This window comes from Pedobacter sp. AC190 (assembly GCF_979258025.1).
The window spans coordinates 719,865-738,265 of the sequence record NZ_OZ409824.1 but is presented as its reverse complement, the minus strand read 5'-3'; the positions used below and the strand labels follow the sequence as shown (position 1 = coordinate 738,265).

At 34.1% G+C, this 18,401-nt stretch carries 16 protein-coding genes; 11 read left to right on the top strand and 5 right to left on the bottom strand.

Features of this window, described 5'->3' with window-relative positions; genetic code table 11:
• Positions 1–66 precede the first annotated feature (66 nt).
• The 10 genes from ACZZZI_RS03300 (at position 67) to ACZZZI_RS03255 (ending at position 13,068) form a co-directional block, all read left to right on the top strand.
• Positions 67–423, top strand: coding sequence for a hypothetical protein (locus tag ACZZZI_RS03300; protein WP_463488543.1), 357 nt, complete (start codon positions 67–69; stop codon positions 421–423).
• A gap of 742 nt (positions 424–1,165) precedes the next feature.
• Positions 1,166–1,375 carry a JAB domain-containing protein gene (locus ACZZZI_RS03295; RefSeq protein ID WP_463491761.1) on the top strand — a complete coding sequence of 70 codons (210 nt, stop codon included), beginning with the start codon at positions 1,166–1,168 and terminating at the stop codon, positions 1,373–1,375.
• A 73-nt stretch (positions 1,376–1,448) separates the two neighbouring features.
• Positions 1,449–2,285 (top strand): endonuclease/exonuclease/phosphatase family protein, encoded by an 837-nt coding sequence (locus ACZZZI_RS03290; RefSeq protein WP_463488542.1) that lies wholly within the window; start codon positions 1,449–1,451, stop codon positions 2,283–2,285.
• Positions 2,286–2,594: 309 nt separating this feature from the next.
• The gene (pheT, locus tag ACZZZI_RS03285) at positions 2,595–4,994 is read left to right on the top strand and encodes a phenylalanine--tRNA ligase subunit beta (RefSeq protein ID WP_344764844.1); all 2,400 of its coding nucleotides are present in this window, start codon (positions 2,595–2,597) and stop codon (positions 4,992–4,994) included.
• A gap of 31 nt (positions 4,995–5,025) precedes the next feature.
• Positions 5,026–5,316: a hypothetical protein gene (locus tag ACZZZI_RS03280; protein WP_316759433.1), complete on the top strand. Its 291-nt coding sequence runs from the start codon at positions 5,026–5,028 to the stop codon at positions 5,314–5,316.
• A 33-nt stretch (positions 5,317–5,349) separates the two neighbouring features.
• Positions 5,350–5,640, top strand: a complete 291-nt coding sequence (locus tag ACZZZI_RS03275) for a cell division protein ZapA (protein WP_316759430.1) — start codon at positions 5,350–5,352, stop codon at positions 5,638–5,640.
• 290 nt (positions 5,641–5,930) lie between these two features.
• A complete protein-coding gene (gene rny / locus ACZZZI_RS03270; RefSeq protein ID WP_316759428.1) occupies positions 5,931–7,502 on the top strand; it encodes a ribonuclease Y in 1,572 nt (523 codons plus the stop codon).
• Positions 7,503–8,164: 662 nt separating this feature from the next.
• Complete coding sequence (locus ACZZZI_RS03265; protein ID WP_463491759.1) at positions 8,165–8,620, top strand: Mpo1 family 2-hydroxy fatty acid dioxygenase; 456 nt, start codon at positions 8,165–8,167, stop codon at positions 8,618–8,620.
• A 111-nt stretch (positions 8,621–8,731) separates the two neighbouring features.
• A complete protein-coding gene (locus tag ACZZZI_RS03260) occupies positions 8,732–11,527 on the top strand; it encodes a TonB-dependent receptor (protein ID WP_316759425.1) in 2,796 nt (931 codons plus the stop codon).
• An 86-nt stretch (positions 11,528–11,613) separates the two neighbouring features.
• Positions 11,614–13,068 carry a hypothetical protein gene (locus ACZZZI_RS03255; protein ID WP_316759424.1) on the top strand — a complete coding sequence of 485 codons (1,455 nt, stop codon included), beginning with the start codon at positions 11,614–11,616 and terminating at the stop codon, positions 13,066–13,068.
• A gap of 68 nt (positions 13,069–13,136) precedes the next feature.
• Here ACZZZI_RS03255 and ACZZZI_RS03250 read toward each other — a convergent pair whose 3' ends face one another.
• Complete coding sequence (locus ACZZZI_RS03250) at positions 13,137–13,433, bottom strand: hypothetical protein (protein ID WP_316759420.1); 297 nt, start codon at positions 13,431–13,433, stop codon at positions 13,137–13,139.
• A gap of 142 nt (positions 13,434–13,575) precedes the next feature.
• Here ACZZZI_RS03250 and ACZZZI_RS03245 point away from each other — a divergent pair, with 142 nt between their 5' ends.
• On the top strand, positions 13,576–13,734 hold the full coding sequence (locus tag ACZZZI_RS03245; protein ID WP_316759418.1) for an LPXTG cell wall anchor domain-containing protein: 159 nt from the start codon (positions 13,576–13,578) through the stop codon (positions 13,732–13,734).
• A gap of 2 nt (positions 13,735–13,736) precedes the next feature.
• Here ACZZZI_RS03245 and ACZZZI_RS03240 read toward each other — a convergent pair whose 3' ends face one another.
• From ACZZZI_RS03240 to ACZZZI_RS03225, 4 genes are all read right to left on the bottom strand, one after another.
• Positions 13,737–14,012: a hypothetical protein gene (locus ACZZZI_RS03240; protein WP_316759416.1), complete on the bottom strand. Its 276-nt coding sequence runs from the start codon at positions 14,010–14,012 to the stop codon at positions 13,737–13,739.
• Between the two features lie 112 nt (positions 14,013–14,124).
• Positions 14,125–15,333, bottom strand: coding sequence for a hypothetical protein (locus ACZZZI_RS03235; protein ID WP_316759415.1), 1,209 nt, complete (start codon positions 15,331–15,333; stop codon positions 14,125–14,127).
• Between the two features lie 114 nt (positions 15,334–15,447).
• Entirely contained in the window at positions 15,448–16,275 is an 828-nt protein-coding gene (locus ACZZZI_RS03230; protein WP_316759412.1) for a lysophospholipid acyltransferase family protein, read from the bottom strand.
• Positions 16,276–16,612: 337 nt separating this feature from the next.
• A complete protein-coding gene (locus ACZZZI_RS03225) occupies positions 16,613–18,364 on the bottom strand; it encodes a lysophospholipid acyltransferase family protein (protein WP_316759409.1) in 1,752 nt (583 codons plus the stop codon).
• Positions 18,365–18,401 lie beyond the last annotated feature (37 nt).

Here is an 18,401-nt window from a genome sequence, read left to right as displayed (position 1 = left end):
ATATTTGAGTAATTCTCTAATTCTCGTTTTAGAAAACTGGTAATTTTTAAGGACACGAGAGATGGGATGAATGCTCACGCAAATAAGCGTGGGCTTCACCTGTTCGTGTCCAGGTATACCAGTACCTCTAAAACGACTTGTGGAGTACCACGTTTAGTTTTTATGGCAAAATCATCAAAAGATAAAGATATTTTCTCGTTGGAGAGTACTTTACAAACTGCAAAAGTTACTGTTTTAAGAAACCCTAAGGTGGTACAATTTGATAATAGTATTATCGTAAAGCTCAAAAATATTGTAACTGATTTTCCGGAGCACGGCCTATCTTCAACTAAATTGTTAAATGCGATTGTATCAAAATGGCTAGAGGAGCACAGGGATGAACTATTGAAAAATCATATCTTAAATTCATCCAAAAGATATTGATAACTGAGATCAAAAATGAAAAGGTATAATGTTCCTTCGCTAATCCTGGTGAGATTCTTGAAAGCAAAGTTACTTTAGAACTTAGATTAACAGTTGACAAGCAGCCGAGTTAGGGTATTAACAGATGATAAAAATAAACCCTGTATCGATGAAATTCTGATTTCGAAGGAAATTGCATCAAAAATTTCATCGGTGTTTGGCAGAAGTCCGAGTTTATGGATGGGAATACAGAATTCTTTTACGATATGGTAAATCCTAGTTCTATTCTCTGAAAAAAAACACCTAAATACTTTCAACACCTAAAGATTTATAAACATCCAATTGAACATGTTTGCAATGCTAATTTGCATTTCATTTTTTATCAATACCTATAGGTCAAAAATTCATAATTTCATTTATTAAGCTGTAATGCCAATTAAAACTATTAATCATTTCTTTTAGCTTTTTGTAAATTTCCAGATTATAGTAGCTGCTGTTTATACGATTTCCTTAAAATTTTTTTCCAAATCGACTTTTTTTATGGTTTGCTTAATAAAATTTAGTAAACCTAAGAGAAGCTTATTTTGAAAGTAATAATGTATTTGCTGCAATTTTGAATGCTAAAAATCATAGTGAACACTTACGTTTTATGAGAAACATGAAAAAATCTTATGTATATATATATTAGGTTATTTATGTGAAGCTAATTTCTCATATATCTACCAAATAAATGATTTGGGATGCATTAACGAGCTAACGTCGCATAAGTAAATTCTTTCCATTAATCGCTTTATGTAAAACTTTTCATAAGGCGCATAATCATCCGTCGGGAAATTTAAAGCCAAGCGAAAGTGATGATCTCTTAACAAGAGATGCGGCAGCATCTGGACAAATGTTAAGTTTACCAGTTGTAGATCATATTATATTTACCGATAACGGGTATTATAGTTATAAAGACGAAGGTTTGCTTTAACTGTAAACAATAAAACAATTGTTACTTAACAATAAATCAATATTGAAATTAAACAATTTTGTAATTTGGCGGGATGAAAACTTTAACATCCTTCCTAATTTGTTTGCTTTTGTCTGCCGCCGTTTTTGCTCAGAAAAAAGAAACCCCGATTAATATAATTACTTACAATATCCGTTACAATAATCCTGGCGATGGAGTAAATGCATGGCCAAACAGAAAAGACAATGTTAAAGCATTGGTGAAATTTCATGATGCAGATATTCTTTGTGTGCAGGAGGCGCTTGCCGAACAATTTGATGCTTTAAGTGAAAATACAGATTTCGATTTTGTTGGGGTTGGTCGTGATGATGGTAAACGCAAAGGCGAATTTTCTGCAATATTTTTCGATAAAACAAGGTTCGATAAAAAAGATGGCGGTACTTTTTGGTTGTCGGAAACACCAGATGTTCCTTCAAAAGGATGGGATGCTGTATTACCAAGGATTTGTAGCTGGGTTAAATTATTCGATAAATTAAATAAAAAAGAGTTTATCGTTTTTAACACACATTACGATCATGTTGGGGTTAAAGCTAGAATTGAATCGGCGAAACTGATTAAACAAAAAATACAAGAAATTGCGCCAAAGCTGCCTGTTGTTTATACTGGAGATTTAAACGTAACCCCAGAAACTGATGCGATTGCGACTATAAAATCTTTCCTTCAGGATGCTAAAGAGATTACAACAGAACCTCCCTACGGTCCGACTGGCACTTTTAATAACTTTGATTTTAATAGTGAACTGAAGAATCGAATTGATTATGTTTTTGTAAACAATGGGTTTAAAGTTCAGAAGTTTGCAGTGTTAAGCGATAGTAAAGACAAAAAATATTTTTCTGATCATTTACCAGTTTTTGTTCGCCTTTGGTTTTAGTGGCCATATTCTAATTTTATTCTAAGGATTTCTTCAAGTCGTCCTTTCGACCGTAGTGGAGAAATCTTTGATTATATATTGTTCAAAGCTATCTCCGTTTCGCTGCACTCGAGTAGAGATGGAGGCTGCTTTCTGGTGTTATAGGGTTGTGCTTTCGCCAAGATTATAATTTAGTAGTATTTATTACATCAAGATTTCTTGTTTAGCTTTCTGCTTTGGGCTTTAAATAATATCTTTGCATTTTATAAAATTTGATTATCAATCAGGCATAGTCTTGATGTTCGATACTCCTTACTTGATACTAAGCAAATGAAAATATCATATAACTGGTTAAAACAATTCGTTCAAATAGATAAAACACCTGAAGAGCTTTCATTAATCTTAACAAATGTTGGCTTAGAAGTGGAAAGTGTAGATAAAGTTCAGCCTGTTATAGGTGGCTTAGAGGGTTTGATTATCGGCGAGGTTTTAACTTGTGTGCAACATCCTAATGCCGATCGTTTACGTGTAACCACGGTAAATGTTGGTGGAAAAGAAAATCTGCAGATTGTTTGTGGTGCGCCAAATGTTGGTGCTGGACAAAAGGTTGTAGTTGCTACAGTTGGTACAACCGTTTATCCGTTAGAAGGTGAACCTTTTAAAATTAAAGAATCAAAGATCAGGGGCGAAGTTTCTCAGGGGATGATCTGTGCGGAAGATGAAATTGGTTTGGGTAAATCTCATGATGGAATTATGATTTTGGATGCGGATACGGAAATTGGTATCGAAGCTAAAGCGCATTTCAAAATGGACGATGATTTTGTATTTGAAATCGGTTTAACCCCAAATCGTGCTGATGCGGCATCACACCTAGGCGTAGCCAGAGATTTAGCGGCTTATTTCAGAAGTGAATTTGAAATGCCGGATCTTTCTGCTTTTAAAACAGATAACGAAAATTTAGTTATTCCAGTTACCGTTGAAGATACAGAAGCTTGCCAACGTTACAGCAGTGTAACTATTTCTGGTGTTACGGTAACAGAATCGCCTGATTGGTTAAAAGATAAATTAAAAGTAATTGGTCTTCGTCCGATTAATAATGTTGTAGATGTAACAAATTACGTTTTGCACGGCTTAGGACAACCTTTGCATGCTTTCGATGCCGATAAAATTACTGGCGGAAAAGTAATTGTTAAAAAAGTGGCAGAAGGTACTCTTTTTACAACGTTGGATGACGTAGAACGCAAATTAAGCGCCGACGATTTAATGATTTGCAATGCAGATGCACCAATGTGTATTGCAGGTGTATTTGGAGGTAAAACTTCGGGTGTTGATGCCAATACCAAAAATATATTCTTAGAGAGTGCTTACTTCAATGCTGTTTCTGTTCGTAAAACATCAAAAAGACACGGATTAAAAACCGATGCCTCTTTCCGTTTTGAGCGTGGTACTGATCCTGAAATTACCGTATCAGCTTTAAAGTATGCTGCTTTGTTAATTAAAGAAATTGCCGGTGGCGAAATCTCCTCATCAGTTTCCGATCTTTATCCAGTTCATATTAAGCCTTTCGAGTTTGAGGTAAGTTATACCAACATAAATACATTAATTGGTGCAAATATTCCATCAGCAGAGATTAAACAAATTATTACTGCTTTGGGTATTTCTGCAACCAATACATCAGAAGATACACTTGCTTTAAGAGTACCATCATTTAAGGTTGATGTTACTCGCGAATGCGATATAACTGAAGAAGTTTTACGTATTTATGGCTATAATAATATAGATATTCCTGCTAAAGTAAACGCTTCGCTTTCTTACAGTTCGAAACCTGAGAAAGAAAATACGCATAATACAATTGCCGACATGCTTACTGCAAATGGTTACGCTGAAATTTTATGCAATTCTTTAACAAAATCTACTTATTCTAAAAATTTAGAAGAGGCGGTATTCATACTCAATCCGCTAAGTAGTGATTTAAATGTAATGCGCCAAAGCTTATTAATGCCTGCATTAGAAAGTGTTGCTTACAACCAGAACCGCAAAAATGCTGATGTTAAGTTTTACGAATATGGTAAAACCTATCATTTAATTAACGAGCAGTATGTAGAACGCCCAAGGTTATTACTTCTGATATCAGGAGCAAAACAAGGTGAGCAGTGGAACCAAAATAGTAAATCTGCGAGTTTCTATAATTTAAAATCGGCTGTTGATGCAATTATTTCGAGGTTAGGTATTTCAACTTATCAATCGGATGCTTTAACAGATGAAAATTTTGCCTACGGTATAAAATATTTCAGAGGAGATAAAACACTCGTAAGTTTTGGGGCTGCAACAAAAGAGGATAGAAAGAAAGCCGATGTTAATGCAGAAGTTTTTTATGCGGATTTTGACTGGGCAACTTTATTGGATATTGTAAGAAAGAATAAGATTGTAAACAAGGAAGTTTCCAGATATCCAGCAGTAAGAAGAGATTTATCTATGCTTATTGATAAAAATGTAACATTTGATACCCTTAAAGGGATCGCTTTTAAAACTGATAAGAAGTTAATTAAAGAAGTTGGTGTTTTTGATGTTTACCAGGGTGATAAATTACCAGAAGGCAAAAAATCTTATGCATTAAATTTTATTTTGCAAGATGAAGAGCAAACGCTTACAGATAAGCAGATTGAAAATACAATGCAGAAACTAATTGCTAATTTAAGTGGTCAGGCTGGTGCAGAAATTAGGAAATAAAATTTAAATTCGTATTTTTAGAAATAAATTCATGACTTCTGTTGCAGAACAATTAGGTACGGTAATACAAAAAACAACGCGATTAATCGAGTTGTGTAACGCTTTACAAGAAGAAAATGATTTATTAAAGCTTGAAAATCAATCGTTAAAAGTTGCGCTTGATACTTCAAAAGGTAAGCATACTGATCTGGAAGAGAAATTAAGGGTTACTAAACTTGCCAAAAGTATTGAGGGAACAAGCGAGAAGTCGCTTGATATTAAACAAAAAATTAACGATTTTGTGCGAGAGATTGATAAAAGTATCGCATTGCTTAAAAAATAGGTAATGGGAAAGAATCAGAAACTAAGCTAAACAATGGGAGAAATCTCTATTAAAATAACCATTTCCGACCGTATTTACCCGCTTAAGGTAAACATGGAAGAGGAAGAAATTGTGAGACGGGCGGCAAAAATGATTAATGAACGCATAAAAGACTATCAGGAAAATTATGCGGTCAGAGATAAGCAGGATCTACTCTCAATGTCGTTGTTGCATTATGCAACGGCTGCATTAAGAACAGAAAATAAAGTGCAAAACCAGGATACTGCTGTGGCTGATCAAGTTGAGGAATTGGATGTTTTATTAAGTGATTTCTTTAAAAAATAAGGTACGTTCTTAAGCGTTTCGTCACTCTGATAATACATCAGAGCCTTTTAATTTAAGATCCTTTATAGGATGATGATGCGATAAATTAGCATAAAGACATAGCCGCGGCTAGTTTTTTGAGTTTCAAATTTTATAAAACTTAACACTTCAATATCTATAGGGTTAAGAGGGCGTATTTCATCTGCTATGGCACCTGAAAATGGCTTAAACCCTAATTATGCTTAGTTGAGGTTTAAAATGTATGAGACTTTAAAAAATTAGTTGCGGTTTTTTTTTACATAAAAAACAAAATGGAGATAGTAGAAATATTAGGATACGTATTCGCCTTAATAGCCGGTTTAGGAATCGGTGTTGCAGTTGGAAGATTCCTGCTGCGTAACTTACTTAAACAACAGGAAGTTGCGGCTCAGAATAAAGTTAAGAAGATTTTAAAGGATGCAGAAAACAATGCTGAAATCTTAAAAAAGAATAAACTTTTAGAAGCAAAAGAGAAGTTTTTGCAAATGAAAGCAGAGCATGAACAAGAGGTAAATGCTAAAAACAACACCATTAACCAACGCGAAAATACGATAAAGCAAAAAGAGCAATCGGTAAATCAACGTTTAGAAAACTTCAATAAAAAAGAAGGCGAACTTGATAAACAAAAGGTTCAATTAGAAAAGCAAACCGAACTTGCTGTTAAAAAGCAAGAAGAGGTTGAGGTTTTGAAAAATCAGCACCTTACGCAATTGGAAACTATTGCAGGTTTATCAGCAGATGAAGCTAAAGAGCAATTGGTAGAAAACCTGAAGGAAGTGGCGCGTACACAAGCCATGATTCAGATTAAGGATATCGTTGATGAAGCAAAACTAACTGCAAGTAAAGAAGCAAAGAAAGTTGTTATTCAAACGATTCAGCGTACGGCTACAGAAGCTGCAATCGAAAATTCGGTTTCTATTTTTCACATCGAAAGCGATGAGATTAAAGGCCGTGTAATTGGTAGAGAAGGTAGAAATATCCGTGCTTTAGAAGCAGCTACTGGTATAGAAATTATTGTTGATGATACACCTGAAGCAATTATTTTATCGGGTTTTGACCCTGTAAGAAGAGAAATAGCTCGTTTAGCGCTACACCGCTTGGTAACTGATGGTCGTATTCACCCAGCTCGTATCGAAGAAATTGTTGCGAAAACTAAAAAGCAAATTGAAGATGAAATTGTAGAAATTGGTGAACGTACCGTGATCGATTTAGGTATTCATGGTTTGCATCCAGAGTTAATTCGTATGGTTGGCCGTATGCGTTACCGTTCATCTTACGGACAAAATTTATTGCATCACTCGCGTGAGGTGGCTAATTTCTGTGCTACAATGGCTGCAGAACTAGGCTTAAATGCTAAAATGGCGAAACGTGCTGGTTTACTCCACGATATAGGTAAAGTGCCTGATGATAACCCTGAATTGCCACACGCAATTTTAGGCATGCAGTTAGCTGAAAAATATAAGGAACATCCTGAAATTTGTAACGCAATCGGAGCTCACCACGATGAAATCGAAATGACTTCTATGATTTCGCCTATTATTCAGGCTTGTGATGCAATTTCTGGTGCTCGTCCAGGTGCTCGTAGAGAGGTTGTTGAAAGTTACATCAAACGTTTAAAAGACTTAGAAGAACTGGCTTTATCATATCCAGGTGTAGAGAAAACTTTTGCAATACAAGCAGGTAGAGAACTACGTGTGATTGTAGAAAGTGAAAGAATTACGGATGCACAGGCAGAATTGCTTGCAGCAGATATTTCAACCCGTATTCAAACTGAGATGACTTACCCTGGTCAGATTAAGGTTACTGTTATTAGAGAAACCCGTTCTGTGGCTTTTGCCAAGTAGTAAATGATTACACCGATTTAGGTGACAGAAATATTAAAGCGATGACCAATGTCATCGCTTTTTTTATGCGTATGGATTTCTGAAGTAGTTTTTTTACCATTTCGACTTGATGAAGTGAGAGGGAAGGATTTTTAACTTTAGATAATAGAGATATTTATTTGCCCTGAGCACTTCTTGATTTTTGGCTTCGCTGGAAATGACATGATCCACGTGTCCGTCATCTCGACTGTAGCGCAGCGAAATGGAGTGATCTTTGGATCAAATTAAACCTCATTATTTTTCGGTCGGTGAGACACCAACCGATAGAGTAAATGGAGAGATGTTTTGATCAAATTAAACCTTATTATTTTTTGGTCGGTTAGACACCAACTGATAGATTTTACTGATGGAAAAAGTTAGTTGAGGTGAGCACTTTATGGCGATCTATACAGGCTAAGTAAGTTCGAGATATTATTTGAAATACTTTTCCTAAACTATTTTTCTTCAAAAAAAAAGATCTGCAGAGCGTACATTTATGGAAACCTGCGAAATCTCGTTGAGATTAATTCTATACTTATTATAATAAATAAATCACTCCAATATTTTTTTTATTTTTACATGATGAGCAAGCAAACCAAAAAGACCCTTGAAGTTAAAAGACCTGTTGATGTTTATTTTGATAAATACAGGAAAGTCACCATAATCCAACCAACGAACTTATTCACTGGATTTGTGTACCATTAATTATCTTCAGTTTGTTGGGCTTGGTTTGGTCAATTCCATTTCCTCATTTAAGCTTTTTAGGCCGCTATAACGGCTTCGTAAATTGGGCGTCTTTTCTTATTGCATTTTCGATTTATTACTATTATCGTCTTTCGCCTATACTATCCTATTTCATGCTTTTGATCATCGTATTATTTTCTTACGGAATCGTATCGTTAGAAAAATGGGAAATAGCTGGTGGGCCAGCAGTTTGGTTGGTGTGTTTGATTATTTTTGTAGTAGCCTGGATTGGTCAGTTTATCGGCCATAAAATTGAAGGAAAGAAACCTTCTTTTTTGGATGATGTTAAGTTCCTGTTAATAGGTCCAATCTGGTTATTGCACTTTATCTGCAAGAAAATGGGTTTGAGGTATTAAATTTTTGGCGGGTAACATTAAATTAACCTTTAGCTAAACAAAGCTTAATTAACATCTAACATACAGCTAACATTGTGGTAATAGCTTTGCCTAAAATTAAATACAGGCAAATTGAACTTACTAACTACTCTTAAAAGAACAGCGCTAATGGTGCTGGTTTTATTCTTAAGCATAGCCTCTTATGCACAAACAGGTAAAATTTCAGGTATTGTATCCGATAAAAAAACAGGAGAAACCTTAATTGGAGTTTCTGTAAAAATTGCAGGAACAAATAAAGGCATTTCAACTGATGTTGATGGAAGATATGCGATAACAGCTTTAGCTAGCGGTAAATATACCCTTCAAATATCGTACGTAGGGTATACTACTAAAGAAATCAGCGATATTGATGTTACAGGTGGTAAAGCTGTAACCTTGAATGTAATTCTGGAAGAATCTTCATCATTAAAATTAAATGATGTGGTAATCAGAGCAACTTTTAAGCAAGAATCAGTTAACTCTCTGTATGCACAGCAAAAAAACAGTTCGGTAATATCGGATGGTATTTCAAGTGATCAGATAAAAAAATCACCAGATCGTAATACTTCGGATGTTTTAAAACGAGTAAGTGGTGCAACTATTCAGGATAATAAATTTGTAATTGTGCGTGGTTTAAGCGATCGTTACAATACAGCAACGCTTGATAATTCGACACTGCCAAGTACAGAAGCAAATAGAAAAGCCTTCTCTTTCGATATTGTTCCTTCAAATCTTGTTGATAAAATCACGATTAATAAGACTGCAACACCAGATCTACCTGCAGATTTTGCTGGTGGTGCCGTTCAAATTGTAACTAAAGATATTCCAGAGCAAAACTTTCTTTCATTTGGTGTGGGTTATGGCTATAACAGCCAATCTACTTTTAAAGATTTTTTAGCAACTAAGAAAAATGCTGTAAACTATTTGGGTTTTGAAGATGGCTCTAAGCAATTAGCTGAAAACTTTCCAACTAGTGACCAAATCGCTAAAGGAACACTTTCGAGTTCGAAAAACATTGCTGCCTTAAAATCATTACCAAATGATTTATCGGTAAGAAATAGAAGTGCCTTGCCTACTCAAAATTACCAATTAAGCTTAGGAAGAGTTAAACATTTTGAGAACGGAAATACTTTTGGTGCTTTGATTTCTGGAACTTACAGAAACTCACAAAATATAAATCAAGATGTTGAACGTAATTTTTATGTTTACAACTATACTGATAATCAATATAAATTCTCAACTAACTTAGGTGGTTTAGCAAATTTTGCATACACCTTTGGAAAGAACAAAATTAGCTTTAAAAACATCTACAACAGAAACTATGATGATACATATGCATTAAGAACAGGTATAAAAGACGGAAACTCTTTAAATCAGTTCTATGCTTATGATGTTATGCAGAAATCACTTTTCAAAACTACTTTAGAAGGAGATCATCAGATTGGTGAGGGTAATAATAAATTGAAATGGACTGCTTCATACAGTAATATTGGTAATAATCAGCCAAATCAATTAAAAATTAACTACACAAAACCTTTAGCAGCTCAAAATGATCCAAGTGTTTTATATCAGGCAAATATTACTTCATTAGGTAAAGATAACACAAGATTGTTTTCGGATTTGAATGAGGATATTTATGCAGGTGATGTTAACTATAGTACTCCATTTAAATTATTTGATGCATCTACGATTTTTAAAGTTGGTTTAGGTTCTCAGTATCGCGATCGTAAATTTAGTGCTCGCTTTATTGGTGCAGAGTTAATTACTAACAATCCAACTTTACAAACTCAAATCAGAAGCTTACCTGTTGATCAAATATTTTCTCAATCTTTATTCGAATCAGGTGTTTACAGAATTGCTGAAGTAGGTGGAGAATTGGATAGCTATTCTGCAAATTCATTTACAAACTATGGCTATTTAATGCTTGACCAAAAGTTTGGTGAAAAATTAAGAGCAGTTTACGGTGTAAGGGTAGAAAGTTACAATGTTAAGGTTATGAGCATAAGCAAAACTTATGTTGATGATTCGCAGGTAGATTTTTTACCATCTTTAAATTTAACATATAGTTTAACCGATAAGGCAAACTTACGCGCATCTTATTATCGTACCCTTGCTAGACCAGAATTTAGAGAGTTATCACTTTCATCATATTATGATTATGAATTACTGGGTAATATCACTGGTAATCCAAACTTGAAAAGGTCACTTATCGATAACGCAGATATCAGATACGAAATTTATCCAGAAGCTGGTCAATTATTTTCAGTGTCTGCATTTTACAAACATTTTACTAATGCTATTGAGTCTTATCGTTACGATGTTTTATCAACACCAGACGTTTCTTTCTTTAACACACCAAAGGCTTATACTTATGGTGTTGAGCTAGAGGCAAGGAAGAATTTAAACTTTGTAAGTGGAAGTAATTTCTTTAAAAATACAACGGCATATTTTAATTTATCATTAATAAAATCTAAGGTTACCAATCCAACAGATCAGAATTATATAGACAAAACCCGTCCAATGGTAGGTCAGTCACCATACGTAATAAATGCTGGTTTACAACATAGTGCCTTGGATAACAAGCTTAATTTCAATATTCTTTATAATAAAATCGGCAGAAGAATTGTTCAGGCAAGTGGTGTTAATTTCCCAAGTACATGGGAAAATCCAAGAGACGTACTTGATTTACAAGTTAGCTATAAAGTGCTTAAAACTAAAGGTGAAATTAAGTTAAACGCTGGTGATATTTTAAACCAAAGAAGTTTGATCTATTTCGATTATAACGGTGATAAAAAATACAATGGAAGTGTAGGTAACGGTGGTGATGAGACTTTCTCATCTTACAAACCAGGTACGAACATCTCTTTATCTTTTAATTATACTTTTTAGTCATTAACAATTTGGTAACAGGATATTAATCCTAAAGAAAAGTTAAAAAACTCTATTTGTAAAAAAAAATATTAAAACAAAAAAAAATGAAAAACCAATTCATACTACTTGCCTTATCGGTAGTTTTATTTTCAACTTCTTGTAAAAAGAATGTTATTGTTGAAGGTCCTTCAACTGAAATGCCTGGTGGTTCAACTGCAAATGTTGTAGAGGTTACTGGAGAAATTTCTGCAAGCACTACCTGGTCTGCAAGTAAAATATATTTATTAAAAGGATTTGTATTTGTTAGTAATGGCGCAACTTTAACTATTGAGCCTGGAACAATTATTAAGGGTGATAAAGCAACAAAAGGAACTTTAATTGTAACTCGTGGTTCTAAAATTAATGCAACAGGTACAGTAGATAAACCGATTGTGTTTACTTCGGCTTTAGCCGCTGGTGCACGTACTCAAGGAGATTGGGGTGGTGTAATTCTTTTAGGTAAAGCACCTGTTAACCAAGGTACAGATGTAAAAATTGAAGGTGGTTTAGTTCAGCCTACTGGAAAAGATGAAAAAGCTTACGTCTACTACGGTGGTACAGATGCTGCTGATAATTCTGGTATTATGAAATATGTACGTATTGAGTTTGCTGGTATTGCTTATTCTGTTGATAATGAAATTAATGGTTTAACGTTGGGTGGTGTTGGTAATGGAACCACGCTTGATTACATCCAGGTTTATCGTTCTGGTGATGATGCATTTGAATGGTTCGGTGGTACAGTAAATGCAAAACACTTATTGGCAATTGGTACTTGGGATGATGATTTTGATACTGACTTTGGTTACTCAGGTAATGTTCAGTTTGCTTTAGCGCAACGTGTTGCCACTGTAGCCGATCAATCTCAATCTAACGGTTTTGAATCTGATAACAATAACACAGGTAGTGATCAAACACCAAAAACATCTGCGGTTTTCTCTAACGTAACTGTTTTAGGTCCAATTAAAGCTAATGGAGGTGCATTTAATGCTAACTTCTACCATGGTGCTCAAATTCGCCGTAACTCTTCAATCAGCATTTTAAACTCAGTTATTTCTGGTTTCCCAATTGGCTTATATATCGATGATACTAAAGTTGTTACTGCAAATTCTACATCAGCTAACTTTACAAGTGGAAGTATGGTAATTGCTAATAACTTAATCTATGGTACAAAAACTACAGAAGTAAGCGTGAGCAATACAGCAGCAGCAGCTGCAATCGAAGCTAAATTACGTTTAGATAATACTTTCGCACAAACTTCATTTGCCTCAGCACTTTTAGTTAATCCTTATTTATACTTCAGTGATTTTGGTTCAGGTGTAACATTAGGAACTGCAAGTTTCTTAGTTGCTGCTAACTCTGCTGCTGCAACTGGCGCGGCTTTTACAAATGCTAAAGTTTCAGGTTCGTTCTTTACGCAAGTTGCTTATAAAGGCGCTTTCGGTACAGAAAACTGGGCTTCAGGTTGGGCAGAAGTTGATGCTCAAACATTGGCATATACAACTGCTGGCGCTGTTAAATAGTAAGCAAGTTTTTTTAATATAAAAAAGGCCGAAACTAATGTTTCGGCCTTTTTGCATTTATATCGTTTTTATTCAGCTGATTCTTTAACAGGAGACTTAGTTTTTTTAACTGTTGACTTTGCTTCTTTTTCTTTTGCGGTTACTGGTGCTTCAACTTCTTTAGCTGGTGACTTATCCAGGTTTGTTAAGGTAATTTTTTTGGTAAGTTGTTTGCTAAACTTCTCAATAATCTGATCTGCTTTTTTAACTTTTCCATATCCCGCTACAATTTCATTAAATGCTACGGATAATTTGGCTGTTAATTCTTTCTTTAATTGTTTATTTTTAGATGCTGCTTTTGATTTTAGCTTATTCTTTCTTTTCATTTGGATCTTAGGGTATTTCCAAAGATATATTATCGTAATATTAAATTCATATTATTCTTATGTTAACTAAGTTCGATTACTTAACAAACAAGTTATTTTAAATTATATTTGTTTGTATAGCAGCACTTTAATAAAAATAGATATGAATGTTAATTACCTTGTCGTTGGAGTTATTGTACTTGTTTTATTGATCTTACTCATTTTGTTTTTAAAACGAAATCGAAAAGATGAAAAAGAACTTAGAAATGATCTTAACCAAAATGAATTGGAAGAAGAGCAGTACAAAGAGGATAAAGCCTAAATTTAAATAACAGAACCTTTAGTTACACTTCCACCCATATCTAAAGCGCTTTGAAACTCTTCGAGGTATTGAAGTAAATGGCGTTCTGCTGTTGCGAAAGAAGTAAAGGAAGCAGAAGGTTCGTAAGCATCGGCGCTGTGATGGTTTTTATAGTATAAACTAGTTTGAAATACAAAAACATCTTCCTTGTTAATTGGCGACATAATCCTGGCTTTAACAGGGTTAGTATGTATTTCGGTAAAATATTCTTTTAATACATTGTAGATTACAGGTTGCATAAGTCGGCTTATTTAAATTAATCAACAGAAAATAAAAATAACTTATTTTATAACTACTTGTTTGGTGTTCTTAATTTAATAACATTTAGTTAACATTAAATTAATATGTATTTTACTTAACAGGTTCATAGTTGTAAACAACCTTATATTGCATGTTTTTTAATTGCGCCGAAAGCTGGCCAATCTTTAAATCTTTTTGTTGTGGCGTAGGTTCACAGAAGGCGTATTTCTTGCCTTTATAAATCAAGAAGTCTCCTTTTACTGGTTTATCAAACTGAACGGCCATTGTTAAGTGTGTAGGATAGAGAAGTGCTACCATAGGTAAATTGTAGATTTCTTTTACCAGATAAAAAAATAAGGCAGCGCGATCATCGCAGTCGCTGTATTTATTTAATAAAGTTTGTTCAGGCGATAAACGCTTTTCTTTACCAAAATTATCCTGATCATTCTCATAAAGGAAGGCATATCTGGTAAAACGCATCAGGTAATCTACTCCCTTTTTCTGTTCCATACCTTTTAAATTATTCTTAAGGATTGGGATCAGTGAGCTGTACGTTTCGCGACTCAATGGAATATTAAAGTAAGATTCAAAATCTACTCCAGGGTAATTGGCGAAAATGGTTTCCACGTCATTATTAACCTTAAGTTTAAAATGATAGGTTTTTTGCTTGTAACTAAATTCTACGTCCTTCTCTACATAACTATCTGGTTTAAAATCGGGCATGCGGGTTACTTTGTAAGAAAATGCATTTCTGGCTTCGGCTATTGCAATGTTAACCGGCTTATAGGTATTAGCTTGCTGAAATAATTTCCCGTAATCATGGTAATTTAGGCACATGTACTTTTTGTCATCAATCATAAAAAAGGGGATATCGCTAATATCCTCTTCATTCCTAACATAGAATATAATTTGGCCTTTGCCTACTGCAAGTCTTGCATCGTAGCCACATTTATTTAGTAGAAACCATTTATATAAAGTGTAGCGGCTGTAATTTTCTGCCTTAGGGCTAATCTGCTCGGCAGTTTTACGAATCAGCTGATAATATATCCAATCGTTTAGTTTATATTTTTCTTTATAAGAGATTAAAGAAGCAATGAGTTCATGGTAATTAGCCAAGTTTATATCGGTGTAAAATTTTTTTACAGATGATTCCGAAACACTATTGCCTGTTTGGATAACCATCGAAGTATCTACACTGAAATTAAAGGTGCCGTTATAAAAATCAAAAGAATAGTTTTGGGCTTCCGTTTTTAAAAACGAAAATAGCAAGCAGAAGCAAAAAGCTGCAATTGAATAATATTTATAGGCCCGATTTTTCAATCTAATACATATTGTTAATATTGAATTTACCTATAATTAACGATAAATTAATAATTTCTTTATGTAAAGCTTAGTGATGGTGTTAATTTTAATTTAACACAATTGCCTGTAAGGCTATGCGAGTGGCATTTTTTTCTTATCGCCTAATGCATATAAATTTGTCCTCAAGAATTTTAATAATGAAATATTACATTCTTTTGCTGGAATTTCTTTAGGTAAGATAGGCTTACCGATCTTTATTTTAAGGATATGGCCTTTTTTATTAAAGAGTTCGGAAATGAGTTTAGCTGTTTGTAAAGATGGATGTATCGTTTTAAGCAGACTAAACAAGAAACCATTATTGCCGTGGAAGTAAACAGGTAAAATGGGAACATCTGCTTTTGATATAATTTTACCAACAACAGGATGCCAATCCCGATCAGTAATTTTTCGGGTTTTAAGTTTAAACGATGAAACTTCTCCAGCTGGAAAAATCGCTACAGGGAACCCATCCTTTAAGGTCTTTAAGGTTATCTTCAATCCGCTTATACTCGATGAATCCTGTACTTTTTCGAATGGGTTTACTGCTATAATGCAGTTAGATAGGTTTGGAATTTTCTTGAGTAAAAAGTTACCCATAAACATGGTATCGGGGCGATATTTAGCTAAAGTACTTAATAAGGCTAGAGATTCTATTGCGCCGTAAGGATGGTTAGCGATAGAAATAAAAGCACCTTCAGTTGGTATATTCGCAATATCGCTTTCATCGATTTCTATGATTACACCAAGAGTATCTAATAAATAATTTGCAAACGGTTCTCCTTCTAAGTTATTGGCATCTCTAATAATATTGTTGAAACGATTTATCTTCATCATCTTCATAATCATTGAAGTTAAACCTGGGATGGGAACATGGCAAAGGCCAGTTGCTTTAGAGAAATCTTCCTTAGATATAAGTGTCATAGTTTGTTTTTTAACCTGGAGGGATTTACACCAGGTGATCGTATTTATACTAAATACAAGGAGAGAAAGCTTTTTTGTTTGATGGATAAAAAGCTAAACGATGCTTATAAGGAGTACCTAAAGGTAACAGAATAATGTTAACTACAAAGTTTTTGACAAGAATAAGGGCAGGCGTTGAGTGGCTGAATTGGTAATCAACAGATAACTTAGCATTAATAACAACTTAACAAAGTAAGCCTACTTTTGCGGTATAAATATTTGGTTAGTATTTATAAAGTTTAGGTTAGTTGATAAGAAAAAACCCAGATGGATATCTGGGTTTTTCATTTTTAAAATTTTATAAGTTTTTGCCTAATTTTTCAATCATTTCTGGTGGAATATTATGGGTATCTACTACTAAAAATCCATCTAAGCAATCCGAAAATTTAGGATCGATATTAAAAGAAATAATTTTTGCATTTAAATTCATGTATTGTCTTAACAAAACAGGTATTTTAATGTGCGAATTCTCTATATCCCCAATTAAACTGTCCAAATCTTTAAAAGAATCACTGCTATCTACCAAAGTATCGGTAGAAATTGGGAGCAAATCAGCTTTAAATTTATTTCTAGGCTTTACATATTTGGCCATTTCGTAATCGAAATGGTTTTTAGTAATATAATCTACAATAAGTGCTTTACTAAACTTAGAAAAATTATTACTTATACTAACTGGCCCAAACATAAAACGATACTGAGGATTATCAATAAGGTATTTTAAAATGCCTTTCCAAAGTAAGAAAAGTGGCAGTGGTTTACCTTGGTATTCTTTTCTTATCCACGAACGGCCAAGTTCGATACCTTGCTTTAACATTGGATAAAACTGATCTTTCATTTTGAACAACTCAGAAAGATAGAAACCACGGCGGCCCATGCTCTCTAAAATTTCATCGCCTTTGCCAATACGGTATGCACCAACGATATTTTCTAAATCTTTATCCCATATAAAAAGATGGTTATAGTAAATATCGTAATTATCTAAATCGATTTTTTTATTGGTGCCTTCGCCAACTTCTCGAAAAGTGATTTCCCTTAAGCGACCAATTTCTCTTAAAATATTGGGTATTTTTAAGGTTGGAACAATATAAACTTCATAATTCTTTTCTGTCCATACTTTAAAATCTTCTAAAGTACTAACCTCTTCTTTAATCAGAACTCTCGAAGTTTCTTCAATTATTTCTTCTGCTTTCTTTTTAATCTTGAATAACTTAAGCGGATTGAAAAGTTTTTTATCTGTATCCAGCCCAACGCCTAATGCATAAGTACGGGCACGTAAAAAGTCCATAAGCTTATTGCTGCTATTCATGTTCGAAATCTCTGCAGGTGCTATAGATTTACCAATTCTTACTCTAATGGTTCTGCCGTGTTTATTTAAAAACTCAGAAGGAAGTTTAGCCGTACGAAGTGTAGGATGGATAAAGCTTAAAATATTAAATAGAACCCCATTATTACCGTGGAAATAAATTGGTACAACTGGTACTTTTGCTTTAGCGATAAGTTTTCCAACTACAGGGTGCCACATTCTATCGGTTACCTGCTGCGCATCTAATTTAAAGGTAGAAACCTCGCCAGCAGGAAAAATGCCAATCGGTGTACCGCTTCTTAATAAATCGAAAGTTGTTTTTAAACCGCTGATACTTGATGAGTGCTGAACATTTTCAAATGGGTTTACAGCCACAAAAAACTCATCCAGATTTGGTATTTTTTTCAGAATGAAGTTTACCATTACCTTTGCGTCAGGACGTACCGTGCATAAAAGTTTAACCAGGGCTAAGCCTTCTACACCACCATAAGGATGATTTGCAATGGCTATAAATGGGCCCGTTTTAGGAATGCTGTTTAATTCGTCTTCATCAAAATCGATAGAAACACCAATCGTTTCTAAAATTTTATCTACAAACTCTAAGCCTTTAAAGTGCTGATTTTGAGAGAAAACGTCGTTGATGTCGTTCAGTTTCATGAGTTCCATCAGCAAGCCTGCCAAACCAGGAACGCCTAATTTATCAATCTTCGTCGCCTTTGCAAACTCTGAGGTAGTAATAATCTTCATAAAAAATAATTAGCTTGTTGATCTGCAAAACCCCAAG